Annotated in this window: 22 protein-coding genes and 1 pseudogene; 4 read left to right on the forward strand and 19 right to left on the reverse strand. The window is 60.4% G+C overall.

Annotation, left to right across the window (positions count from 1 at the left end):
- The first annotated feature begins 75 nt into the window (after window positions 1-75).
- Together ctlX and astA are read left to right on the forward strand one after the other, a co-directional pair.
- On the forward strand, window positions 76-1,014 hold the full coding sequence (gene ctlX / locus CKW16_RS10515) for a citrulline utilization hydrolase CtlX (protein ID WP_095128353.1): 939 nt from the start codon (window positions 76-78) through the stop codon (window positions 1,012-1,014).
- Complete coding sequence (gene astA, locus CKW16_RS10520; RefSeq protein WP_095128354.1) at window positions 1,011-2,045, forward strand: arginine N-succinyltransferase; 1,035 nt, start codon at window positions 1,011-1,013, stop codon at window positions 2,043-2,045. Before ctlX ends, astA begins: the two co-directional genes overlap by 4 nt.
- 215 nt (window positions 2,046-2,260) lie before the next feature.
- Here astA and CKW16_RS10525 read toward each other — a convergent pair whose 3' ends face one another.
- The 9 genes from CKW16_RS10525 to argH all read right to left on the reverse strand — a co-directional run bounded on the left by CKW16_RS10525 (window position 2,261) and on the right by argH (window position 11,748).
- Window positions 2,261-2,968: an HPP family protein gene (locus CKW16_RS10525; RefSeq protein WP_095128355.1), complete on the reverse strand. Its 708-nt coding sequence runs from the start codon at window positions 2,966-2,968 to the stop codon at window positions 2,261-2,263.
- A gap of 157 nt (window positions 2,969-3,125) precedes the next feature.
- Window positions 3,126-4,304: an MFS transporter gene (locus CKW16_RS10530; protein ID WP_095128356.1), complete on the reverse strand. Its 1,179-nt coding sequence runs from the start codon at window positions 4,302-4,304 to the stop codon at window positions 3,126-3,128.
- A 16-nt stretch (window positions 4,305-4,320) separates the two neighbouring features.
- Window positions 4,321-5,793, reverse strand: coding sequence for an MmgE/PrpD family protein (locus tag CKW16_RS10535; RefSeq protein ID WP_256580465.1), 1,473 nt, complete (start codon window positions 5,791-5,793; stop codon window positions 4,321-4,323).
- A complete protein-coding gene (locus tag CKW16_RS10540; RefSeq protein WP_095128357.1) occupies window positions 5,790-6,677 on the reverse strand; it encodes a polysaccharide deacetylase in 888 nt (295 codons plus the stop codon). The genes CKW16_RS10535 and CKW16_RS10540 overlap by 4 nt, the downstream gene beginning before the upstream one ends.
- Window positions 6,670-7,518: a polysaccharide deacetylase gene (locus CKW16_RS10545; protein WP_095128358.1), complete on the reverse strand. Its 849-nt coding sequence runs from the start codon at window positions 7,516-7,518 to the stop codon at window positions 6,670-6,672. The genes CKW16_RS10540 and CKW16_RS10545 overlap by 8 nt, the downstream gene beginning before the upstream one ends.
- Window positions 7,519-7,636: 118 nt before the next feature.
- The gene (locus tag CKW16_RS10550) at window positions 7,637-8,461 is read right to left on the reverse strand and encodes an ABC transporter substrate-binding protein (RefSeq protein WP_095128359.1); all 825 of its coding nucleotides are present in this window, start codon (window positions 8,459-8,461) and stop codon (window positions 7,637-7,639) included.
- A gap of 53 nt (window positions 8,462-8,514) precedes the next feature.
- Window positions 8,515-9,279 (reverse strand): amino acid ABC transporter ATP-binding protein, encoded by a 765-nt coding sequence (locus CKW16_RS10555; RefSeq protein ID WP_095128360.1) that lies wholly within the window; start codon window positions 9,277-9,279, stop codon window positions 8,515-8,517.
- 10 nt (window positions 9,280-9,289) lie between these two features.
- Window positions 9,290-10,168, reverse strand: a complete 879-nt coding sequence (locus CKW16_RS10560) for an amino acid ABC transporter permease (RefSeq protein WP_056745976.1) — start codon at window positions 10,166-10,168, stop codon at window positions 9,290-9,292.
- 152 nt (window positions 10,169-10,320) lie between these two features.
- Window positions 10,321-11,748: an argininosuccinate lyase gene (gene argH, locus CKW16_RS10565; RefSeq protein ID WP_095128361.1), complete on the reverse strand. Its 1,428-nt coding sequence runs from the start codon at window positions 11,746-11,748 to the stop codon at window positions 10,321-10,323.
- 307 nt (window positions 11,749-12,055) lie between these two features.
- Here argH and CKW16_RS10570 point away from each other — a divergent pair, with 307 nt between their 5' ends.
- Window positions 12,056-13,021: a LysR family transcriptional regulator gene (locus CKW16_RS10570; RefSeq protein ID WP_095128362.1), complete on the forward strand. Its 966-nt coding sequence runs from the start codon at window positions 12,056-12,058 to the stop codon at window positions 13,019-13,021.
- Here CKW16_RS10570 and CKW16_RS10575 read toward each other — a convergent pair.
- From CKW16_RS10575 to arnB, 10 genes and pseudogenes are all read right to left on the reverse strand, one after another.
- Window positions 12,972-13,532: a GNAT family N-acetyltransferase gene (locus CKW16_RS10575; RefSeq protein WP_095128363.1), complete on the reverse strand. Its 561-nt coding sequence runs from the start codon at window positions 13,530-13,532 to the stop codon at window positions 12,972-12,974. The genes CKW16_RS10570 and CKW16_RS10575 overlap by 50 nt on opposite strands.
- Before the next feature lie 151 nt (window positions 13,533-13,683).
- Window positions 13,684-14,306, reverse strand: a pseudogene (locus CKW16_RS10580) (glycosyltransferase); the annotation flags it as partial.
- A gap of 5 nt (window positions 14,307-14,311) precedes the next feature.
- On the reverse strand, window positions 14,312-15,691 hold the full coding sequence (locus tag CKW16_RS10585) for a UDP-glucose/GDP-mannose dehydrogenase family protein (RefSeq protein WP_095128364.1): 1,380 nt from the start codon (window positions 15,689-15,691) through the stop codon (window positions 14,312-14,314).
- The gene (gene arnF, locus CKW16_RS10590; RefSeq protein ID WP_095128365.1) at window positions 15,688-16,089 is read right to left on the reverse strand and encodes a 4-amino-4-deoxy-L-arabinose-phosphoundecaprenol flippase subunit ArnF; all 402 of its coding nucleotides are present in this window, start codon (window positions 16,087-16,089) and stop codon (window positions 15,688-15,690) included. The genes CKW16_RS10585 and arnF overlap by 4 nt, the downstream gene beginning before the upstream one ends.
- A complete protein-coding gene (arnE, locus tag CKW16_RS10595) occupies window positions 16,086-16,430 on the reverse strand; it encodes a 4-amino-4-deoxy-L-arabinose-phosphoundecaprenol flippase subunit ArnE (protein WP_095128366.1) in 345 nt (114 codons plus the stop codon). The genes arnF and arnE overlap by 4 nt, the downstream gene beginning before the upstream one ends.
- The gene (gene arnT / locus CKW16_RS10600; protein WP_095128367.1) at window positions 16,427-18,076 is read right to left on the reverse strand and encodes a lipid IV(A) 4-amino-4-deoxy-L-arabinosyltransferase; all 1,650 of its coding nucleotides are present in this window, start codon (window positions 18,074-18,076) and stop codon (window positions 16,427-16,429) included. Before arnT ends, arnE begins: the two co-directional genes overlap by 4 nt.
- On the reverse strand, window positions 18,073-18,957 hold the full coding sequence (gene arnD, locus CKW16_RS10605; protein ID WP_095128368.1) for a 4-deoxy-4-formamido-L-arabinose-phosphoundecaprenol deformylase: 885 nt from the start codon (window positions 18,955-18,957) through the stop codon (window positions 18,073-18,075). Before arnD ends, arnT begins: the two co-directional genes overlap by 4 nt.
- On the reverse strand, window positions 18,957-20,963 hold the full coding sequence (gene arnA, locus CKW16_RS10610; protein WP_095128369.1) for a bifunctional UDP-4-amino-4-deoxy-L-arabinose formyltransferase/UDP-glucuronic acid oxidase ArnA: 2,007 nt from the start codon (window positions 20,961-20,963) through the stop codon (window positions 18,957-18,959). The genes arnD and arnA overlap by 1 nt, the downstream gene beginning before the upstream one ends.
- Complete coding sequence (arnC, locus tag CKW16_RS10615) at window positions 20,960-21,979, reverse strand: undecaprenyl-phosphate 4-deoxy-4-formamido-L-arabinose transferase (RefSeq protein WP_095128370.1); 1,020 nt, start codon at window positions 21,977-21,979, stop codon at window positions 20,960-20,962. The genes arnA and arnC overlap by 4 nt, the downstream gene beginning before the upstream one ends.
- Entirely contained in the window at window positions 21,976-23,124 is a 1,149-nt protein-coding gene (gene arnB / locus CKW16_RS10620) for a UDP-4-amino-4-deoxy-L-arabinose aminotransferase (protein ID WP_095128371.1), read from the reverse strand. Before arnB ends, arnC begins: the two co-directional genes overlap by 4 nt.
- Before the next feature lie 354 nt (window positions 23,125-23,478).
- Here arnB and xerC point away from each other — a divergent pair, with 354 nt between their 5' ends.
- Window positions 23,479-24,417 (forward strand): tyrosine recombinase XerC, encoded by a 939-nt coding sequence (xerC, locus tag CKW16_RS10625; protein ID WP_371918015.1) that lies wholly within the window; start codon window positions 23,479-23,481, stop codon window positions 24,415-24,417.
- Window positions 24,418-24,419 lie beyond the last annotated feature (2 nt).

Raw genomic sequence — 24,419 nt, forward strand, 5'->3', positions numbered from 1 at the left:
CCCCCTTATCAACCGGGTTTTCCCGGCGCCGAAACAGACAATGAGTACCTCTTAACCCTCATTGAATCTGTGCCCATGCAAACCACCAATACCGTTTTGATGATTCGCCCGACACGTTTCTCCTTCAATCAGGACACGGCGGCGAACAACCGTTTCCAGCAGCCGGCCGACGTCAGCGAAGACGTTCAGCAAAAGGCCCTGCAAGAGTTCGATGGCTACGTTGCCGCGCTACGCAGCCATGGGGTCGAAGTCATGGTGCACAACGACCGCGAAGCGCCGCATACCCCGGATTCGATCTTCCCTAACAATTGGTGGAGCAGCCATCCCGACGGCACATTGGTGCTGTACCCGATGCAGGGCCACAACCGGCGTCTGGAGCGGGACAAAGGTGTGCTCGACTGGTTGCGGGACGAGTACCGGGTCGAGCAGTTGCTGGATCTTTCCAGCCTCGAACAGCAGGAAGTGTTCCTCGAAGGCACCGGCAGCATGGTGCTGGATCGTCAGCAACGGATTTGCTACGCCGGTTATTCCACCCGCACCCATGCCCGTGCCCTGGATCAGGTGGTCAGTCATTTGGGTTACGAGCTGTGCGCGTTCAATGCAGTGGACCGCCAGGGCGTCGCGATTTACCACACCAACGTGATGATGAGTGTCGGCACGCACCTGGCCGTGGCTTGCCTGGCGTCGGTCACGCAACCGGCCGAACGCCTGGCCCTGCGTTCGCGACTGGAAGACAGCGGCAAAAAGGTCATCGCCCTGAGCTGGGAGCAGCTGGAATCCTTCGCCGGCAACATGCTGGAGGTCCACAACGCTGCGGGCGAACCTTTGCTGGTGATGTCGCGCACGGCCTGGCAATCGCTGGATGCGGCGCAGCGTCGCTTGATCGAAGCCCACACCACGCCACTCCCCGTCAATATCGACACCATCGAGCGCATCGGCGGCGGCAGCGCGCGCTGCATGTTGGCCGAGGTCTTTCTGCCCAAACATCGGGTTACCCGGGAGCAACTGCAATGATCGTTCGTCCAGCCACACCGGCAGACCTGCCGGCACTGTTAGCCCTGGCCCATAGCGCCGGAACCGGTTTGACCACCTTGCCGGCCGACGCGGGGCGTCTGCGTCAGCGTCTGGAATGGGCGGCGAAAACCTTCTCTGGCGAGGCCGAGCGCGCCGATGCCGATTACCTGTTTGTGCTCGAGAATGACCAGCATGAAGCCATCGGCATTTGCGCACTGGCCGGTGCCGTTGGCCTGCGCGAGCCCTGGTACAACTATCGACTGGGCCTGTTTGTCGCGGCCTCGAAAAACCTCGGGATCAATCAGCAGCTGCCGACATTGTTCCTCGGTAACGACATGACCGGCCATTCGGAACTGTGTTCGCTGTTCCTGCATGCCGATCACCGCAGCGGTCTGAACGGGCGCTTGCTGTCCAAGGCACGGTTCCTGTTTCTGGCGGAATTTCGTCAGCATTTCGGGGAGAAGGTCATCGCCGAGATGCGCGGCTACTCGGACGCAGAGGGCGTTTCACCGTTCTGGGAAGGTCTGGGGCGGCACTTCTTCAAGATGGATTTTGCCGATGCCGACTACCTGACCGGGCTGGGTAACAAGACGTTCATCGCCGAATTGATGCCCAAGTTTCCGCTGCCGACCTGCCTGTTGCCGGAAGCGGCGCGAACGGTCATCGGTCGCGTCCACCCCAACACCGAACCAGCGCTGGGGATGCTCAAGGCTGAAGGGTTCGAACACCGCGACTACATCGACATCTTCGACGGCGGCCCGCTGATCGAATGCGCCACCGGCGACATCCGCGCGGTGCGTGACAGTCAGGTGCTGCAACTGAGCATCGGCACACCGGGTGAGCAGGCGGCGACTTACCTGATTCATAACCGCCAGTTTGCCGAATGCCGGATTACCGCGGCACCGGCGCGGGTGGCTGCCGGTACGTTGATTGTCGATGCGCAGACTGCGAAGAGTTTGGGGTTGAGTGCCGGATTATCGGTGCGTGCGGTGAGTCTGGCCGTGCCAGCCCGGCAATTGTCAGCGGCCTGATCAATCCTTTGCCATAACGAGATCCGTAGCAGCTGCCGAGCCTGCGAGGCTGCGTTCGGTGCGGGCCGCGTTCGGACGGAGCCGTCGTGAAATCAGGCGGTGCGGTGTATCAGGTAGACCGTGCATGCAGGGTTTACGACGGCTCCGTCCGAACGCGGCCCGCACCGAACGCAACCTCGCAGGCTCGGCAGCTGCTACAAGGATCGTGGGCGCTGTCAGGTTCTGCTGCTGAGGACTTCACCAATGCTGCGCCGTTTGGCATGCAGCTCGCTCGCATGGATCAACTGTTCAAGGTCTTCGGGGGTGACGTCGAAGAACGCCTCCATATCCGCCAGGGCCAGTTTCAGGTCCTGAGCGGTGATCGCCTGGCTGTCGGTGGGCGGGCGATCGGCCGGCACCCTGGACACCGTTTCGCTGGCGCGTTTTGGGTAACGAATGCGCGTCAGGTTGTTGTAGGCCAGGGCGCAGAGCAGCATGGCCGATCCGCTGAGCATCACCGGGCCGAGGGCTTTCCAGTCCAGGGCAATGGTCGCAGGGTCTGCCAATACCAACAGCAGCGCCAAGGCCCCGGCCGGTGGATGCAGGCAACGCAGCCAGCACATCAGAATCAGCGCCATGCCGGCCGCCAGGCAAGCGCTGCCGAGGGTTCGTCCAAGCACGTGAGCGACCAGCAGCGAAACCACCCCGGCGCTGAGGTAGCCGCCAAGAATCGACCAGGGCTGGGCAAGGGCGCCGGAGGACACTGCGAACAGCAACACGGCCGATGCACCCAGCGGACCGATCAGGTGCTGCGCCACTTGCATGCCGAATACCTGGCTGCACAGCCAGACACTGAACATCGTGCCCAGGGACATGCCGATCGCGGCGCGGCTCCATTCGGAGGGGCGGGTGTTGATGGCGGCGGGAAACCAGCGAGCAAACATGAGGCAGACGATCCGTAAAAAATTCGAGGCAAAAAAAAGGCTTAGCTGGGATACCCAGAAAGCCCTTGAAGTTGTTCCAACTATTGGGGGAGGAACGGGCACAGTGTGCCGTTCATTCCTGATGCTGACAAATTCATATTAATGCAGTTTTAGTGCATTAATTTTGCTGTAAGGCCATCCGACGACCGCTCATGAAACACAGGAATCCGCCCATGGCAGTCAGCGCGCTCAGGGCATAAAACATCGTTGGCGCGGGGGTGTGAATCAGCAGGTATCCGCAGATCACCGGGCTCAGGGCTCCGCCGAGGGCCGCGAGGTTTTGCGCGCCGTAATAGCTGCCGCGCAGCTCTTCCGGCGCCAGGGTGTCGACGAAGAGGAATTCGGCGGGGTAAATGATCATTTCACCGAGGGTGAAGATGAACATTGCCACGCACCAGCTCACAAGGCTGTCGGCCAGGCTGAAACCGATCAACCCGACGATGAACAGACTGGTACCGCCCGCGATCCAGTAACGCAATTGCTCGCGTTTGAGGAAACGGCCGATCTGGTATTGCAGCAGGATCACGCTGATCGCATTGCAGGCGAGCAGGGCGGCCATGGTTTCCAGTGCCCGTTTGGAGTCGTGGGTCACCAGCAGGTATTGCGACAGGTACAGGGTGAAACGGCCGTGGACCACGGTACTGAGCAGGCAGCCGCAGGTGAACATGATCAGCGTGCGGTCGTTCTTCAGGGTGACCAGCGTCTTGAGAAAACTCGCGGGCTGGCCAATCGTGGGTGCCTGGGCCGAGTCCTTCGGTATCCCGATCATCAGGAAAATACTGAAGAACGCGATGCCGCCGGCGATCAGGAACGGTGCAATCGGGTACACGCCGGCAATCACCACGCCGAGCATCGGGCCGGTGGCGTAGCCGATGTTGGTCAAGGTGTAGCGCAGGGAAAACGCCTTGGCGCGCTGGCCGATGGGCAGGTTTTCGCTGAGGATCGCCTTCGAGCCGATCAGGAACAGCGCCGAGGCGGTTTCGGTGATCACCAGGGTGGCGGTGGTCAGGTAGAGGTTGTCGGCGAAGGTCAGCAGCACGAAGCCGATGGCGCTGGAGAGCATCGCGAGGATCAGCAGCCGGCGCTTCTCGAGGCGGTCGATGATGTAACCGCCGTAGAGCGCGAGCAGGGTGGCGATGAACACCGCGATGCCCAGCAGCAAGCCGACGTCCTGTTGGTTGAGGCCGAGTTTGTTGCTCAGGAACAACGTCAGCAGCGGGCTGGTGATGGCGCGGCTGACGACGATGGTCAGCGAAACGATCATCAAACGGCGGATAACGAGTGAGTAAGTGGCCACGGTGGTGCAAATATCCTTATTTAATGAACTCTGACTGATCGTTCCCACGTCGAGGCGTCGAACCGTCTGCGTGGGAATGCCTCAATGGACACTCTGCGTCCGCTTCTGGGACGCGGAGCGTCCCGGGCTGCATTCCCACGCGGAGCGTGGGAACGATCAGTGCCTCGACAGATTCCAGCTCTTCAACCCGCCACAACTGCTCAAGCAGTTCTGCCGCCTGCCCCCGCGGCATCACCCGCACCGCCAGACTGAAAAACTTCTCCTCCAGCGCCGCATCACTCAACGGATTGCCCGGCGCACCCAGCGGCGGGTCGACACACAGGCTCGCCTGCCGACCGTCCACGGTCCGCACCCTGACGACGGGCTCGCCATCCTCTGACAGTTGCGGGTCCACTTCAAGACGGATGCGCGACATCCAGTGAGCAATCCGCGGATCGCTCCGTTGTTCATCGTCATAAGCCTCCAACCGGCAATGACCCTGCACCAGCCGGGCCGCGAGGGCATACGGCAGGCTCATCTGCGCAGCCGCCAGTGTGCCGACGTCGCGCCCGCCGCACATGTCCTGCAGAAACCCGCACAACGACACTTGAACATCCTCGACCTGATCCGCGCTGACCTGCAGTTGATCCAGCAACAGTCCCAGCGCATCGATGGCCGAATGGGTTCCTCGGCACGCGGCATAAGGTTTGATCGAACAGCGAGCGAGTTTCCATACGACGCCCAGATCGGCATCCAGCGCCTCAGGTTGTGCAGTCTCACCGGCCAGGGTCTTGAGAAACCCGCCCCAGACATCATCGAACAACTTCGTCGGCCCGGTGATGCCTCGTTGGGCAAATCGCGCCGCCAGCAATCCACCCTCGGCGGCACGACCACTGTGAAGTTTTTTACTTTGCGAACCGTCGTGGATGAATGCCCACAACCCCCCACTGAAACTGCCGGCAATGCCCAGCGCCGAAACGGTTTGCGCGGTATCCAGTCCGAGAATTCGCGCACTGGCCGCCGCCGCGCCGAACACGCCGCAGGTGGCGGTGGAGTGCCAGCCGGCGCCGTTGTGGGCCGAATAACTGCCGCAGGCTTCGAGCACCCGGCGGCCGATTTCGTAGCCGATCACCACTGCCGTGATCAACTCCCGGCCATTCACCGGTTTTCCAGACATCGACACCGCCGCCATGACCGCCGGCAGCACCACCGCGCCGGAATGGTCGCAGCCACCGGTGTCGTCCAGTTCCAGGGCATGGGCGGCGACACCATTGAGCATCGCGGCCTGAGCCGCGCCGGTGCGCTGATCGGTGCCCCAGATCAGCGTGCTTCCGACTTCACCGTCGAACACCTGGCGTGCCTGTTTCGCGACATCGCTGCCAGCCCCGGCCAACGTCGCGCCGAAGGTGTCGAGTATGTGCCGCTTGGCTTGTGCCACCAGCGCTGGCGGCAAGTCTTCGAATCGGGTGTCGACGCAAAACTGCGCCAATCGCTGCATCCGCTCACTCATACGATGTAATCCCGATAATGCCGCTCATACACGGCCGCCGGATGGTCCTCGGTCACGGTCCGAGCCGATTCAGCCCACCATTGCGCGACGTCGGCACCCGTGGCGATCCACACGTCATCGTGCTGTTGAATCCCCTCCAGCAACTCGCGCAATACGCCAATCCGCCCAGGCGTAGCAATGATCTCCGGATGCAGCCGCAGCACGTAACACAAGCCGAACCGGTGAAACCCGGCGAAGTCCATTTGCAGGTTGCCCAGGGTGTGGCTGTAAGAAGCGATCCGCGATTGCGCCGGCGGCACCGCCGGGCTGAGGTTGAAGGCGAAGTAGGGTTCGTCTTCCAGTTCGTAGTGCAACGGCAGTTCGATGACGTCGGGCGCGGTCGGGTGAGCAAACGGTAAATCATCACCGCGCCACGACGATGACCAGCAAATGCCGTGATCCTTCAACGCCTCGATGAAACCCGGCGCACCGTTGCCGGCCGGGATGCGAAACCCCGTCGGACGCTGGCCCGTCAGCGCGGTCAACGCCTCGCAGCCTTTGGCAATCTCGGCGCTTTGCTCGGTGAGACTCAGGGTGTCGTAGTTCTGATGGCGATAACCGGCGCAGGCAATCTCATGCCCGCCAGCCTGGATTGCCCGAATGTGCCCGGGGTTTTCCTCGGCGACGATACCGGGAACAAACCAGCTGCTGGAAACCCCCAGTGCTTCGAATAAACCGAGCAAACGGTCGACACCGCGTTGGGTGCCATAGCGCCAGACCGACAGCGTCTTGTCGCGCCCGGCGACTTCAGGCGCTTGAGTCAGAATGCCGTGGATGTCGTTGTAATCGACGGTCAACACCACGGCACAGCGGTAGCCTTTGGGCCAGACAGTGGACTCAGCCATGGTGATGCTCCTTCAGCCACCACTGGGCGACATCGCGGCACGTGGCGAACCACACGTCATCGCGCTGGCGCATGTGTTCGAAGAGTTTTTCCAGCAGCAGGATGCGTCCCGGTTTGCCGGTGATCTTGGGGTGGAACAGGGTGGTCAGGCACAACCCTTCGTTCATGGCGCCGTCGTACTCGCGGCACCAGTTATCGAGGGTCAGCGCGTAGCTGGCGGTGCGGTCGAGCCCGGAAGGAAAGTCCGGCGCGCGGGTGTAGGCGAGGGAGGCGTAGTCGTCCATTTCCCAACGACCGGGGATTTCCACCAGCGGTGTGTCGTGGCCCGGCACTTTCACCAGGTACGGCCGGTCATCGCCGCGCATGCTGCTGGAATAGGTCACACCAGCGTTCACCAACATCGCCGGGGTTTCGGCGCGCCAGTCGCCGGACGGGGTGCGGAAACCTTCGGCGCGGATGCTCAAGTGCTTCCAGAACACCTCGCGGGATTTCTTCATCACGTCCTTTTGCTGTTCCAGCGTCAGGGCGTAAAAGGATTCGTGTTTGTAGCCGTGGTAGGCCACTTCATGCCCGCGCTCGACAATCGCCTGGCACTGTTTCGGCCAGTTCTCCACGACCCAGGCCGGGACGAAGAACGTCGTCGGGATTTGGTACTCGTCGAGCACATCGAGGATTCGTGGCAGGGCGCGGTAAGGACCGTAACCACCGAAACCGAAGTACTCGGGTTTGCGCCAGATCGAGCCGTTGAGCATGGCATCGCCGGTCGGGCCGTCGAGGTCGAAGGCCAGGGCGAGGCAGGCTTTGTGCTGGTTGGGCCAGGTGGGTTGGGGTGAGCCGAGCATTGTGGCGCTCCGTACTTAAATAGTGTTGACGCAACCAATCCTGTAGGAGCATGGCTTGCCCGCGATGGCGCACTCAAGGACGCCATCGCGGGCAAGCCTTGCTCCTACAGGACAAGCATTACTTGCCGGCGTTAATGGTCACAGTCTTGATCGCACCCAACTCCAGATCCCACTTCTTCAGGATCGCCTGGTAGCTGCCGTCATCCACCATGCTCTGCAACGCGACCTTCACCGCCTCACTCAGCTCAGGCTTTTTCTTGCTCACGCCCAGTCCGGTGAACTGCTCGGAGATTGGCAGGCCCACGGTTTTGTACATGTCCTTTTCCTGAGTCTTCAGGTAGGACAAGGTCTCGCTGCCCTGCATGGCCGCGTCGATACGGCTCTGACGCAGTTGCGCGCGGGCATCGGCCGAGCCTTCGGTGCCGATCACGTTGATCGCAGGCTTGCCGGCAGCTTCGCAATTGGCCTTGCTCCACTCGGCGATTTCCGCCGGGAAGGTGGTGCGGCGGCTGGTGCCGACTTTCTTGCCGCACAGGTCGATGATCTCGTTGAAATCCTTGTTCTTCTGCAAGGTGTAGAACTGCGGACCGCTGGTGAAGTAGTCAACGAAGGTCACGCTGGCCTGACGTTCGGCGGTGTCGGTCATGCCCGACATCACCATGTCCACGCGGTCGGTGGTCAGCGCATTGATCATTTGCTCGAAGCCGGTTTCCTGCCATTTGATCTTCACGCCCAGACGTTCGGCCAGGGCGTTGCCGAGGTCAACGTCGAGACCGGTGAGGGTGTTGGTGGCCGGGTCCTTGAAGTCCATCGGCGGGTAGTTCGGCATGATCGCTACCACGACCTCGCCTTTTTCCTTGATGCTGGCCGGTAGTTCGGCGGCCCAGGTGAAACCGGATGCCATAACGCCTGCGAGTACTGCTGGGATAACTATGTTCTTCATGGTCGTTCTCTTATGAGTGTTGTGAGGCGGCTCTTGTTTTCCAAGCACGGCCCTTAGGTTCGAACGGCAGAAATGAAGCTTTGGGTGCGCGGGTTTTGCGGACTTATTAGTATTTCTTCGGGGCTTCCAGCCTCCACGATCTGTCCTTCGTCCATGAACACCATGCGGTTGGAGACTTCGCGAGCGAAGCCCAGTTCATGGGTGACGACGATCATGGTCATGCCGGTCTGCGCGAGGTCGCGCATCACCGACAGCACCTCACCGACCAGTTCCGGGTCGAGTGCCGAAGTGGGTTCATCGAACAGCATCAGCTTGGGCCGCATGGCCAGTGCACGGGCAATGGCGACGCGTTGTTGCTGACCACCCGAGAGTTCGATCGGGTAGCTGTTGCGCTTGTCGGCCAGGCCGACGCGAGCGAGCAGTTCCACGGCTTCTTCGTGCGCCTCTTTGGGCGAACGCTTGAGCACTTGGCACGGCCCTTCGATGATGTTTTGCAGCACAGTCATGTGCGGGAACAGGTTGAAACGCTGGAACACCATGCCGGTGGACAGGCGTTGACGGGCGATCTGCGACTCGTTGAGTTCGTGCAGTTTGTTGCCGACGATCCGGTAACCCACCAGTTCGCCGTCGACCCACAGGCCGCCCTTGTCGATTTTTTCCAGCTGATTGATGCACCGCAGCAAGGTGCTTTTGCCGGAGCCGGACGGGCCGATGATGCACAGCACTTCGCCTTGCTCGACTTCGATGTTGACGTCCTTGAGGGCGTGGAAATGGTCGTAGTACTTGTTCAGGCTCACGGCCTTGACGATGCTTCTCATGTTGAACTCCTCAAGAACGCTTGCCGGCGCCGCGAGCGAAACGACGCTCCAGACGACTTTGACCGAAGGACAGGACGGTGACGGTGGCCAGGTACCAGATACCGGCGACGATCAGCAGCTCCATGACCCGGGCGTTGGCGTAGTAGATGTTCTGGGCGTTGTAGAGCAGTTCCGAGTACTGGATAACGCTCGCCAGCGAGGTCATTTTCACCATGCCGATGAACTCGTTACCGACCGGCGGAATGATGACCCGCATGGCTTGCGGCAGGATGATCCGGCGCAGCGCTTGCAGGCGCGGCATGCCGATCGATTTGGCGGCTTCGTACTGGCCGGTGTCCACCGACAGCAGGCCGGCACGCACCACTTCGGCGGTGTAGGCGCCCTGGTTGATGCTCAAACCGAGCAGGGCGGCCACGAACGGCGTCATCAGGCTCACGGTGTCCATTTCGAACAGGCCGGGGATGCCGATGGTGGGGAAAATCAGCGCCAGGTTGAACCACAACAGCAGTTGCAGAATCAGTGGCGTACCGCGAAATAGCCAGGTGTAGGTCACCGCCACGTAGCGCAGGATCGGGTTGGCCGACATGCGCATGATCGCGGTGATCACCCCGAAGACAATGCCCAGCGCCATCGCCAGCACCGCCATGACGATGGTGTTGAGCAAGCCCCACATGATCGCCTGGGACGTGAGGAACTGGCCGATGTAGGACCACTCGATCTTGCCTTCGGCGAAGGCCCGCACCAGCCCGAGAATCGCAATGACGATGACGGTTGCGAAGAAAATCCGCCCGTAGTAGCGCCGTGGCACATGGTGGTACTGGGTGATATCGAACTGGTTTTCCGCCAGTTTGCGCTCCGACTGGAGTCGTTCTGCCTGAGTCTGGCTCATGTTGTTTCTCCGTACACTTGGTAATTCAGGCCAACCACAATCCTTGTAGGAGCTGAGCTTGCTCGCGATGGCGGCGGGTCAGCTGGCATCTGTGTCTCCTGACACACCGCCATCGCGAGCAAGCTCGGCTCCTACAGGTTTTGCGTTGTCTATCAGAGGCGGAAACCTTGATAGTTCTCGGTCCATTGCTGCTGCGCGGCGAGGGCGGTTTTCAAGCGGCCGATCTGCTCGCGCACCTGTTGCGGCGCGGTGCCGCCCCAGCCACTGCGGGCGGCGATGGCGGCTTCGAGGGTCAGGCTCTCGCGCACTTCAGCAGTCAGGCGCGGGTCAATCTCGGCCAACAACGCTGGCGAGGCTTCCCACAATTCGATGTCGTGTTTCTCGCAGGCCTGGACCAGCGCACCGGTGATTTCGTGGGCTTCCTTGAACGGCACGCCGCGCATGGCCAGCCAGTCGGCGACTTCGGTGGCGAGGGTGAAACCCAGTGGCGCCTGACGACGCAGCTCTTCGACGTTGACCTTCATGGTCGCGACCATCCCGGCCATGGCTGGCAGCACCAGCAACAGGGTGTCGACACTGTCGAGCACGCCGTTTTTGTCTTCGCTCAAGTCGCGGTTGTACGACAGCGGCAGGGATTTGAGGGTGGAGAGCAGGCCGGTCAGGTTGCCGATCAGGCGACCCGCCTTGCCGCGTGCCAGTTCAGCAATGTCCGGGTTTTTCTTCTGCGGCATGATTGAGCTGCCGGTGGCGTAGGCATCGTCCAGTGCGACCCAGCGAAATTGCCGCGACGACCACAGGCAGAACTCCTCGGCGAGGCGGGAAATGTTGATCCCGAGCATGCTGGCAATGAACAGGAACTCGGCAACGTGATCGCGACTGGCCACGGCGTCGATGGAGTTTTCACACACGCCGCTGTAACCCATTTCCTTGGCCGACTGCTGCGGCAGGCGAGCGATGGCGGAACCGGCCATGGCCGCAGCACCCAGTGGCGACAACGAAGTGCGCACGTCCCAGTCCACCAGGCGTTGCACGTCACGCAGCATCGACTGGGCGTGAGCCAGCAAGTGGTGAGCGAAGACGATCGGCTGGGCCTGCTGCAAGTGAGTGAACCCTGGGCAGATGCTTTCGATGTGTTGCTCGGCCTGATCCACCAGCGCTTGTTGCAGGGCCAGCACTTCAACGGCCAGGGTGCGGACGTGATCACGCAGGAACAGGCGCAGGTCGTTGGCGGTCTGGTCGTTGCGTGAACGGCCGGCGCGCAGCTTGCCGCCGAGGGCGCCGAGGCGTTCGGTCAGCAGGCGTTCGATAAAGGTGTGGACGTCTTCGTCGTCCAGGGTCGGTGCGATGCTGCCGGCGCGAAAGTCATCGCCGATACGCTCGAGGGCGTCGAGCATGGTTTGGGTTTCTTGTTCGCTCAGCAGCCCGGCGCGCTGCAATTCACGGGCATGCGCCTTGGAACCGGCGAGGTCATACGGGGTGAGGCGAAAGTAGCGTTCGGGGCAACGGGACAAGGCCGCCAGGGCTTCGGACGGGCCGCTTTTGAAGCGAGTACCCCAGAGACGGTCGGTGGTTTGAGACATTGTTGTTTTCCTCGTCGGTAAAGCGAACTGAAATCAGTGTGCCGGGCCTGAAACACTCGCCACAAATCAATTGGGCATGGTTTGGCCTAAACATTATTCAAGGGCAGGGGAAAAGCGCAGTTGCATCGTTGCGAGAGCTGATCGAAGTGTCAGCTTTTAATAGTTCGAAATCAGTGAGTTGGCACTGATGTGCGGGATTTATTAGCGGTTGCCAAGCCTGGTTTTCTGTGGTCATTATTATTTACCAGCACTATTTTTGTTGTTGGACACAGGTTGTTGAATAGGGCGCCAGAGGTAAATAGGCATTATGGAAACCCCACTTTCCAATTCCGGAAACCCGCCGTTGAAAACGGGCCATCGGGCACCGCTGACCCTCAGCGGTCTGGACTTCAAACTGCTCAAAGTGTTCAAGGCCGTGGTCGAGGCCGGCGGCTTCAGTGCCGCCCAGAACGAGCTGAATGTGGGACTGGCAGCCATCAGCAAACAGATCTCCGACCTGGAGATCCGCATCGGCATGCGCCTGTGCACCCGCGGCCGCGAGGGGTTTCACCTGACCGAAGAAGGCCGTCTGGTGTATCAGGCGTCCATTGATTTATTTGCCTCGGTCGACAACTTTCGTGATCGGCTTAGTTCAGCGCAAAACGAACTGATCGGTGACCTTGGTGTGGGGGTTATTGATAATACGATTTCCGATGTTAATTCGCCGTTAGTTGCTGCGCTTAGAATAATTAATGAGACATCGCCTAAAGTCAGGTTCCAACTTCAAGCCTCTCAGCTGGATGAAGTGGAAAGAGGCGTGGTAGAGGGACGGTTAGTGGCGGGGATCGTGCCGGTGTATCAGAAGCGCGAAGAGTTTGATTACTACGCGCTTTATGAAGAACGTTCCGAAGTTTATTGCGCGGTCGGTCATCCGTTATTTACGGTGCCGGACGAAGAAATCGGCAGTCATGTGCTCAAGGATTACGAGTGCATCAACCACCGCTATGCGATCCATCGGGACAAACTGAATTTTGCTCACTACGACAGCTTTTCCGCCTCGGCCAGCCAGGTCGAAGCGGTGGCATTGTTGATCAAGACCGGGCGTTTCGTGGGTTTTCTTCCCCAGCATTACGCCGCGTCGCTGGTGGCGCAGGGGCAGTTCCGGGCGGTGCGTCCGGACCTCATCAACATCGTCACGCCGTTCAATCTGATCCTTCGTCACAACACCGTGCGCAGTCCGTTGGTCAAGGCGTTTGCCCGGGCGTTGGGGGTTGATTTGAAGGCGCCGCTCTAAGGCGCAAACGCATCGCACACCGCCGTTCACCGGATAAGCCGTGGGCGACTTCGTCGTTTAATACAGTCGCTAATCGCGGGCCCAATTGTGCAGGGCTCAATGTTTCAAAGCCCATGCCCTGATAAAACGGTTCATTCCACGGCAAGTCGCGGAACGTGGTCAGCGTCAGACCGTAGAGTTCTCGATCCCGGGCATGTTCAACCGCGGTTAACAGTAACTTGCGACCCGCGCCCCGGCCCTGAAAGTGTTGTCTGACGGACAGTTCCTGAATATGCAGTTCGTTGTCGACTTCAACAGCGCTGAGAAACCCCATAAGTACGCCATCAGGGGATTGCGCGACCCAAACCTCATCCGTCTCGATTGCCCGGCGATGTTGTTCGGCATCGGTCACCTGCGCATCGGCAAGCCAGGCCAGCGAAGGGTCGCAGCGAAACAGTTCAGCCGCCGAACGCTCGATGGCGGGGAGGTCGGAGGCGTCGGAAAGTCGGGCACGGCGAATAATGAAATTCATGCGGGCGACTGTAGCAGCTGTCGAGCTTGCGAGGCTGCGTTCGACGACGCAGTCGTCGTGAACCCAGGCAACGCGGTGTTTCAGGAAGACCTCATGCGCAGGTCTTGCGACGACTGCGTCGCCGAACGCAGCCTCGCAGGCTCGGCAGCTGCTACAGGGGATTTAGGTGCAGCAGGATGTAATCGTTTTTGTCGAAACGACCGCTCAAAATGGGCGGCAATGCACCCAACGGCGTGCCCTGCAGGGCGCGGTAGTCGCTTTCATCCATCATCAGCCAATGCGGCCCCTGAAGGTTTTCCAATTCTTGGGCCGATTCGGTGAAAACCGGCTGCAAGTCCTGCTCGATGTTGACCATGAACTTGATCGCCTTGGCGTCTTTACCCATGGCATGCAGCACCAGAGGCGCCGGGTCTTTCTGGACAAGCGAGAATGCCGCGCGGCTGAAGGTTTGGGTGTCGTAGAGTCGGCGTTCGACCGGTTCGAATACCAGAATGTAGACTGACCACAACGCCAGGACCGCGCAAAAGGCAGTGTCTGAACCCGCCAGCCGGGCCGAAAAAGCACCGCCAGCGCAATGACTTGCAGCACGCCAAGAATAATCAGAATTGCAGTCAGCGCCGGCATTTGCTCGGAAAAACGTCGGTGAGCCACCATCAATCCAACGACCAATAGAACCGTGATCAACAACCACACCCCTTGCATCAACCCCCGCAACCACTCGAATACCCGACCTTGCGCCACCCCCAGGGACTGGCGGAGGATTGCGGGTGACATCGCACTCAAGCGACGACCGAAGCAGCGGGCCACTGCTGATGCGGAATCGGCAAGTTGCGCGATTCACCACGACCCATCGGGAAGTACATGAAGCCAGCGCGGGCCAGGCGGTCAGCGTCGTACAGGTTACGTCCGTCAAAGATCACCGGTGCGTTGAGCCGCTGCTGGATCAGGCTGAAATCCGGGGCTTTGAACTGCTGCCATTCGGTGCAGATGATCAACGCGTCAGCGCCGGACAATACCGACTCCGGTGTGCCCATCAGCATCAACCTCGATTCATCGGGATACAGCTGCTGGGTTTCTTGCATGGCTTCCGGGTCGAACGCGCGGACATTGGCCCCGGCAGCCCACAGCGATTCCAGCAGCACCCGGCTCGGAGCATCGCGCATGTCGTCGGTGTTCGGTTTGAACGCCAGCCCCCACACGGCAAAGGTCTTGCCGCGCAAATCGCCCTTGTAGAACGCGTTGATGCGCTCGAACAGCTTGTGCTTCTGACGCTGGTTGATCGCTTCCACCGCTTGCAGCAGATCGCTGGAGCAATGCGCCTCTTCGGCGCTGTGGATCAGCGCGCGCATGTCCTTGGGAAAGCACGAGCCGCCATAACCGCAGCCGGGGTAGATGAAGTGGTAGCCAATGCGCGAATCGGCGCCGATGCCCAGGCGCACCGATTCGATGTCGGCGCCCAGGTGTTCGGCCAGTTCGGCGATCTGGTTGATGAAGCTGATCTTGGTCGCCAGCATGCAATTGGCGGCGTACTTGGTCAGCTCGGCGCTGCGCAGGTCCATGAACATGATCCGGTCATGATTGCGGTTGAAGGGCGCGTAGAGGTCGCGCATCACGTCACGCACCTCATCGCGTTCGCAGCCGATGACGATCCGGTCCGGGCGCCGGCAATCGGCCACGGCAGAGCCTTCTTTCAAAAACTCCGGGTTGGAGACGATATCGAATTTCAGCAAGCGGCCGACCTTGATCAGGCACTTGTCGATATGCGCGCGCAAGGTGTCACCCGTGCCCACCGGTACCGTGGATTTCTCCACCAGAATCACCGGTTGTTCACGGTGACGCGCCACGGCTTCGCCCACCGACAACACATACCGCAGATCCGCCGAACCATCGTCCCGGGATGGCGTACCGACGGCGATAAACAACACCTGACCATGCTGTACCGCAAACTTCTCGTCAGTGGTGAATTGTAGACGATTGGCCTCCAGGCTTTCGCGCACCAGGCTGGCCAGCCCAGGTTCGAAAATACTCACGTGGCCTTGTTGCAGCAGTTCGACTTTCTTCTCGTCAATGTCCATGCAGACCACGTCGTGGCCGACTTCAGCCAGGACAGCCGCTTGCACCAGGCCAACGTAACCGCTACCAAATACACTGATTTTCATGAGGCACTCCTGAGTTCGGACGCGAGAGCAGGGCGAGAGTTGATGGTGATGACGCCGAGGATGACCAGGGCCACCCCGAGACTTTTTGAAAGGCTGAACGCTTCGTTGAACAGCGGCAGGCTGGCGGCCAGCAGGTACACCAGCGCATAGCTGATACTCAGCAGCGAATAGGCCCGGCCCAGCGGTAAATCCCGCAGGGCGGCGAGCCAGCAGAGCATCGACAGGGCGTAAGCGAGAATGGCGACCAGCACCACGGCGACAGCGGACAGATCGATGCTGGTGGTGAGCCAGTGTTCGGGCGATGGCAGGCGACTCATGCTCCAGCGCATGCCCAGTTGCGCGGCACTGACCAGCAGCACGCTGCCCAGCGCGAAGATGATTCCGCGACGCAGGTTCATGTGTGTTGCCCCAACAGCACCACGCCACCGATCACCAGCGCCACACCCAACCAGTGGCGACGGTCGATGGTTTCGTGGAAAACGAAGCGGGCGACCAGGGTGATCAGCACGAAATTGAGGCTCAGCATCGGGTAGGCGATGCCGACCTCGAGGCGCTGCAACACCAACAACCACACCAGCAAGCCCGATCCCAACGCGGCGAGCGCCAGCCACAGCCACGGCGAGCGCAGTTTCTCGGTCCAGTCCGACGCCTTGTCGCGCCAGCTTTCCACGGCGTACTTCTGGGCGATCTGGCCCAGGCAGGTCAGCAGGCAGGCGGCCAAGAGCAGTAACAGGCTCATGACGCCTCCTGAGGAAAGATCAGAATCACAATGTTGCCTTGTTCATAGCGCTTGCCATCCTTGGGCAGCCGTTCGATTTCGCGCAATTCGTCGTCACCTTTGACGCGCATGACCACGCCGACCGAGCCGCTCTGGCGGGCGTTGCGCATCCACGCTTGAACCTGGTTCGGGTCGACTTGCTGCTGTGCGCCGTCAGGATAGGCGAGGCCATATTTCAATTCGCCTATCGTGTTGTACAACGCCACGTCCGGGCGTTTCAGACGCCAGGCCAACGCCCCGGCAGCACCCAGGTCGTTGCTCAGCAACTGGTCGGTCTGGCCGAGTTCCTGGGCATGCTCGAGGATGAATTGGTCGGGCATCTTGTTGGCGACCACCGAATCGGGCAGCCCGGCCGGCAACAGGGCGATCAGCAGCAGACTGCCGAAGGCCGGCGCCGCCCAGCATTGCAAGGGTCTGAAGGCTTGCAGCAGGTTGGCCATGATCCAGCCGGTCAGGCCGATGAACACCAGCACCAGGTTGTGCAGTTCATGGTTGTAGAGCGGTTTTTTCAGTTGCAGGTAGACCAGGGCCAGCAGGGTTGTCAGGCCCAGCATCAGGTTCAGCAGACCATTGAGGCCCAGTACCCGGCCTTGCTCCAGCTTCAAACGGTCTGCCAGTGCGTGCCCCAGCAGCAACGCCAACGGCAACAGGCACGGCAGGATGTAGGTCGGCAGCTTGCCGTTGCTCAGGCTGAAAAAAATCAGCGGCATCAGCAGCCACAGCAGCAGAAAAGCGATGTTGGCCTGGCGTCGTGTGTCCCACGCTTGCTTCAGCGCCGACGGCAGCAATGCCGCCCACGGCAGACTGAACGCCACCAGCAACGGCAAATAGAACCACCACGGCGCGTCATGCTGGGCATCGTCGCCGGCGAAGCGGCGAATGTGTTCGTGCCAGAAGAAGAACCGCCAGTAATCGGGCTCCTGCGCGTGCACGGCCAAGGCCCACGGCATGCTGACGGCGATGGCCACGACAATCGCCAACGGACCGTAGATCAGCAGTTCACGCCAGCGTTTTTGCCAGATCATCCAGGGCAGGGCGATCAGCACCGGCAGCAGCCAGGCAAGAAAACCCTTGGTCATGAACCCCATGCCGCAGGCCAGGCCCAACACCGCCCAACCGATCAGGCGCTGGCCACGGCTGACGCTGTCCAGGGCAAACCACAAGGCAATCAGACTCAGATTGACCCAGAAGGTGAATTGCGGATCGAGGTTGGCGTAACCGGCCTGGCCGGCAACGATCGTGAAACTCATGTAGAGCAGCGCGCAGGCGAAGCTTTTGCGCGGCTCGTTCCAGAGCCTGCGGGCAATCAGGTAGCACAGCAACACGCTAAGCCCGGTGCTCATGGCCGACGCGATACGGACACCGAACAGGTTGTCACCAAACAGCGCCTGGCCAATGGCGATCATCCAGTAACCGGCCACCGGTTTTTCGAAATAGCGCAGGCTCATGAAATGCGGCGACACCCAGTTACCGCTCAGGAGCATGTCCTGGCTGATCTGGGCGTAACGGGTTTCGTCTGGAATCCATAAGCCATGGCTGCCCAGTGGCAGCAGGTACGCCAGAGCGAAGATGGCCAGCAACAACGGCAATGCCCAGCGCTTGCTCATACGCCTTGCACTCCCAACCAGCCTTCGCGCCCTTCAAGCGCGCCGCGTAGCACTCGGCCAACCGGCAAGGTGTCGGGGGCTTCGGGCAGCAGATCGCCCAAGGGTTGAAAATGGATGCCTCGCTGGTGCGCATCGGCCAGCAGTTTGCGGAAATCGTTGGCCATCAGAATCCCTTCTACTTCGGCGTGGATCGTGTAGACGTTGAGTTTTTCGGGGCTGAAGCGCTCAAGAATGAAGGCGTTGAAGTCCTTGGCCGCCACGCTGGGACCGACCACCTCATCGAACGTCGGCAGGTCCACCGGAATCTGCGGCGCTCCCAAGCCACCATCGGCCAATCGCGGTCGGAACAGGCTCTGGCCCCGGCAATCGCTGTTGTAGCGAAAGCTGAATGCCTGCTTGGCCTCGATCACACGCTCGTCTGCCCGCCACCCGGCGGACGCCGAGCATTCGACGTTTTGCCCGAGGATGTCGGCGAGGGTGTCGACGCCCCGACGAAGGTGCTCGATCAGCTGCTTGTCGCTCCAGCGCCCGGCATTGGCCTGCCAGCCGTGATGATCCCAGGCGTGCAGGCCGACTTCATGCCCGGCTGCCACGGTTTGACGCATCAAATGCCCAAGATCACGGCCGATCGGTTTGCCGGGCCACGCGGTGCCGGCCAGCAAGATGTCCCAGCCGTACAGGCCGGACGCGTTGGAGCGGAGCATTTTCCAGAGAAATTGCGGGCGGATCAGACGCCATAAGTGACGCCCCATGTTGTCCGGCCCGACACTGAAGAAAAACGTCGCCTTGACCTGTGCTTCTTCAAGCATTTCCAGCAGTCGCGGCACCCCCTCGCGGGTGCCTCGGTAAGTGTCGACATCAATCCGCAGGCCCGCCTGCATTAGCATGCTTCTTCTGTAGAGTGCTCCGCGATTTCGAGCATGGCCTCGCGCAGGAAGAAATCCAGAGTATTGCCGATGGTTTCACTCATCTGCACGGTCGGCGTCCAGTCCAGCAGGCGCTTGGCGTTGGCGATGCTCGGTTTGCGGTGCGACACGTCCTGATAACCGGTGCCGTAGAACGCTTTGCTTTCGACATCGCGGAACCCGGCGAACGGCGGGAAGTTGTCGCGCAACGGGTGCGCTTCGAACTGACGCAACAGCTCTTCACCCAACTGGCGGATGCTGGCTTCGTTGTCCGGATTGCCGATGTTGATGATCTGGCCGTTGCAGGCATCGTTGTCGTTGTCGATTATCCGCGCCAAAGCTTCCACGCCGTCGGCAATGTCGGTGAAGCAGCGTTTTTGCTCACCGCCATCGAACAGGCGAATCGGTGTGCCTTCCACCAGGTTGAGGATCAGCTGAGTGATCGCGCGGGAACTGCCGATACGCGCCGAGTCCAGGCGGTCGAGGCGAGGGCCCATCCAGTTGAAGGGACGGAACAGCGTGAAGTTCAGGCCTTTCTGGCCGTAGGCCCAGATCACCCGGTCGAGCAGTTGCTTGGAAGTCGAGTAGATCCAGCGCTGCTTGTTGATCGGCCCGACGATGAGGTTGGAGGTGTCTTCGTCGAAGTTCTGGTCCTGGCACATGCCATACACTTCGGAAGTCGACGGGAAGATCACGCGTTTGTTGTATTTGACGCAGTAGCGAACCAGTTTCAGGTTCTCTTCAAAGTCCAGCTCGAACACCCGCAGCGGGTTGCGGGTGTATTCGATCGGCGTGGCGATCGCCACCAGTGGCAGGATCACGTCGCACTTCTTGATGTGGTATTCGATCCACTCGGAGTGGATGCTGATGTCGCCTTCGACGAAGTGGAAGTTCGGGTGACTGCGCAGACGCTCGATGGCATCCGAGCCGATGTCCAGGCCATACACTTCGTACTTGTCGTCGCGCAGCAGGCGCTCGGACAGGTGATTGCCGATGAAGCCGTTGACGCCGAGGATCAGCACGCGAGTGCGACGCGGTGCGCGACCGGACTCGGCGCCACGCAGTACGGAACCGTCCACCAGTCCCAGTTCGCTAGCCAGTTGCGGGCCACTGAGGTACAGGCCGTTGTCGTTGCGCTGGCCGGCGGTGATCACCAGGGAATCTTCGCCGCAGGCAATACGCAGTGGGTCGACGCTGATGACGCGACCAGGCGCTTGACCGTCGTTGCCTTTGGCGACTTCTGCGCTCCAGACAATCAGCTTGTGCTCGCCCACGGCGCAGAAAGCACCTGGATAAGGCTGAGTCACTGCGCGAACCAGATTGAACAGTTCTTCCGCCGGTTTGTTCCAGAGCAGTTTTCCGTCGGCCGGGGTTCGACGGCCAAACACCGTGGCTTGGGATTCGTCCTGTGGGGTTTCGCTGATTTTGCCCTGAAGCAACGCCGGTAGCGTGTCGCGCAGCAGGTCGGTGGCGGCCACGCGCAATTTACCGTGCAGGCTCAACGCCGTGTCGCTGCGCTCAATCGCAACCGTTTTCTGGGCGAGGATTGCGCCGGCATCGGCCCGTTTGACCATGCGGTGCAGGGTCACGCCGGTTTCGGTTTCACCGTTGATCAGTACCCAGTTGGCTGGCGCGCGTCCACGGTAACGCGGCAACAACGAACCGTGCAGGTTGAAGGCGCCTTTGCTGGCGGTGGCCAACAGCGGTTCGCTCAGCAGGTGACGGTAGTAGAACGAGAACAGGTAATCCGGGTTGAGCTTGCTGATGCGCTCGATCCACAGCGGGTGGTTGGCATCGTCCGGGGCGTGCACCGGGATGCCCTTGCGTGCACACAGTTGCGCAACCGAGCCGTAAAACGCGTTTTCCTTCGGATCATCGGCGTGGGTAAACACGGCGGCAATTTCAAAGCCCGAGTTGAGCAGGGTTTCGATGCCGGCACAGCCGATATCGTGATAGGCGAAGACAACAGCGTTTGCGCTCATGAGAGAACCTGATCGGAAGAAGTGGAAGTGAGGCCGTCAACCGTGACCACGGGAGCAGGGGTAGCAGGCTGGCTACGCAGGACCTTTTCGATAAAGAACCGGGGGCGGGCGCGCACGTCGCTGTACATGCGACCCAGGTACTCGCCCAACAGGCCCATGCCGATGAATTGGCCACCGGTGAAAACGAACAGCACAGCGAACAGCACGAATGTCCCGTCGCCCGCCCATCCAGCGCCGAAAACCAGGCGCAACACGATCAACGCCGTGGCAAACATCAAGCCGAGCGCCGCCATGCCGAAACCGACAATGCTCAGCAAACGCAGGGGCGTGGTGGTCATGCAGGTGATCAGGTCGAACATCAGGTTGACCAGGCGCATGGGGCTGTACCTGGACTCCCCGTGTTCACGCTCGGCATGCATCACTACAATTTCCGTGGTGTGCCGGGCGAAGCTGTTGGCGAGGATCGGGATGAAGGTGCTGCGCTCGCGGCAGGCGAGCATGGCGTCGACGATGGTTCGCCGGTAAGCACGGAGCATGCAGCCGTAGTCGCTCATGGCGACGCCAGTGGAGCGCTGCACCGCCAGATTGATCAGCTTCGAGGGCCAGCGGCGCAGCGCCGAGTCCTGACGGTTGTTGCGCACGGTGGCGACCACGTCATATCCCAACTCGGCCTGAGCCACTAATCGCGGAATCTCTTCGGGTGGGTTTTGCAGGTCGGCGTCGAGGGTAATAACCACATCACCTTTGCACTGCTCAAAACCAGCCATGATTGCCGCGTGCTGGCCATAGTTGCGGTTGAGAATGACCGCCACCACCGGGCTGCACTCGCGATTGGCGGCGGCTTCGAGGATCTGCGCCGAGTCATCGCGGCTACCGTCATCGACCAACACAATCTCGTAGTCATGGTGCAATTGCTGACACGCGGCTTCGGTGCGCCGGAGCAATTCCGGCAGGCTGTCTTGCTCGTTGTAGACCGGGATGACGATCGACACGCAGCGGATCGGGTAAGGTTTCACAGGCTTGAGTCCATAACGTTTTCAATGGCACCGACCACACGATCGACGTCATCGAGGGTCATGTCGGGAAACAACGGAATCGAGCACAACCGTGCCGAGTTCCATTCGGTGTTGGGCAGGTAAATGTTGGGAAAACGCTGGCGGTAGTAGGTGTGCAGGTGGGTGGCGATGAAGTGAATGCCGGTGCCGATGTTCTGCGTTTGCAGGGCCTTCATGAACGCTTCACGGTCCAACCCGCAGCGCTCGGTGTCGATACGCAGGATGAACAGGTGCCAAGCGTGCCGCTGTGGGTACGCCGGAATCGCCAACGGCTGCACCTTTGATCCTTCGAGGCGCTGCAGGTAGGCGCGGGCCAGTTCGGTACGCTTGGCATTGATCTGGTCCAGGCGCTCCAGCTGCACCAGGGCGATGGCGGCATTGATGTCCGCCAGGTTGTATTTGAAGCCCGGCTCGATCACCTGAGCCTGAGGTTTGCGCCCGTGGGTCATGCGGTCGTAGGCGTCGACGCCAAGGCCGTGAAACTTGAGCAGGCGCACACGATTGGCCAGGACTTCATCGTCACTGACGAACATGGCGCCCTCGGCGCAGGTCATGTTCTTGATCGCGTGGAAGGAGAAGATCGCCGTGCCTTTCGCGCCGACATGCCGACCTTTGTAGAAGGTGCCTGCGGCGTGAGCGGCATCTTCGATGACGGGGATGCCGTATTTGTCGGCCAACGCATAAAGCGGATCGAGATCGAACGCGGCACCGGCGTAATGCACCGGAATAATGGCTCGGGTGCGCGGCGTGATCGCGGCTTCGATGCTGGTCAGGTCACTCATCAACGTGTCGCGATCAACGTCGACGAACACCGGTGTCGCGCCCAGCAGGCAGATCATGTTGGCAGTGGACACCCAGGTCTGGGACGGCGTTATGACTTCGTCGCCAGGACCAATGCCCAATGCCAGTAACGTGATGTGCATACCGCCGGTGGCCGAGGACAGTGCCACGGCATGGCGACATCCCACGTAGTTGGCGAATTGCTCTTCCAGTTCCTGATTTTTCGGCCCGGTAGTGATCCAGCCGGAACGCAATACTTGCTCTACGGCGGCCATTTCTTCATCGCCGATACTGGGGCGGGAGAATGGGAGAAAAGCCTGACTCATGGAGAACCTCGGGGCGTAAGCCGTCCTTCAGCGTAAATGCCGAAAGAAACGTGATTTCAATGATTTAGCTAACTGCCAGGCACACGCTGTGTTTGACTTTTACAGCCGTGGCCGGCAGGTTGGGAGCCCATCGAGGCTCACCGGATTGATTGAAGGTTATGCCTGATTTTGTCAAAGGAACATGAAAACCCGGTCGGCGAATCGTTTATCTGAAAGTCATACAGCCACTGTTCAGACTTCTGCCGTTCATCGAGTTTTTTAGTAGAAAGTCCTACAGAAGTGTCCCGCTTTATATGAAGGATGTTTCAATCCTTAGTTGTTTAATGAACTGTTTCCACATTAAGGCCGTTTCGTTTGATTGACTTACCCGCTACCGACTCAATCCCTTCAAAGACCAACCCGCTGACCCTGTACCTGGCGCGTCTGGCACCCTCCAGCCAACTGACCATGCGTTACGTGTTGCAGGACGCCGCTGACCGGTTGGGCTTCGAAGACATGAACGTCGAGGAGATTCCCTGGCACAACCTGCAACCGGAAGATGTCATCGCGCTGGTGGCCACCTTGCGCACCGACGGCTACGCGCCGAACACCTCTTCGCTGTACGTCAACGCAGTGCGCGGGGTAATGAACGAAGCGTGGCGCATGAGCCTGATCAGTCAGGAACACTTGCTGAAAATGCGTTCGGTGAAAGGGATTGCCGGCACGCGATTGTCCCAGGGGCGCAACCTCAGGCGCACGCTGATCCAGGAATTGATGGCGGTCTGTGCTGCCGATCCACGGCCACAAGGGTTGAGGGATGCGGCGATCATCGGAATTTTGTATGGCTCGGGCATGCGCAAATCGGAATCGGTGAACCTGGACCTGAACCAGGTCGATTTCGCCGAGCGCAGCCTTCGTGTGACCGCCAAGGGCAACAAGCAATTGATCAAGTACGCACCGGCCTGGGCGTTCGCCAAACTCAATGACTGGCTGGAACTGCGGCGCTCGCTACTGAAGGAAGGTGAAGTGGACGACTCGTTCCTGTTCAATCGCATCCGCCGCGGCAGTCACATCACCCGCGAGCGCATCACCAAACATGCGATTTATTACATCGCCCGACAGCGGGGCGCGCAGGTCGGGGTGAAAATCATGCCGCATGATTTTCGACGTTCGTTCATTACCCGAGTGATTGAGGAATATGACTTGTCGATCGCCCAGAAACTCGCCCATCACAGCAACATCCAGACCACGGCCAACTACGATGTGCGCGATGACAACGAACGGCGTCGGGCCGTGGACCGGTTCGATCTTTGATC

Source organism: Pseudomonas sp. Irchel s3h14 (assembly GCF_900187425.1).
In the GTDB taxonomy this organism is placed as follows: domain Bacteria; phylum Pseudomonadota; class Gammaproteobacteria; order Pseudomonadales; family Pseudomonadaceae; genus Aquipseudomonas.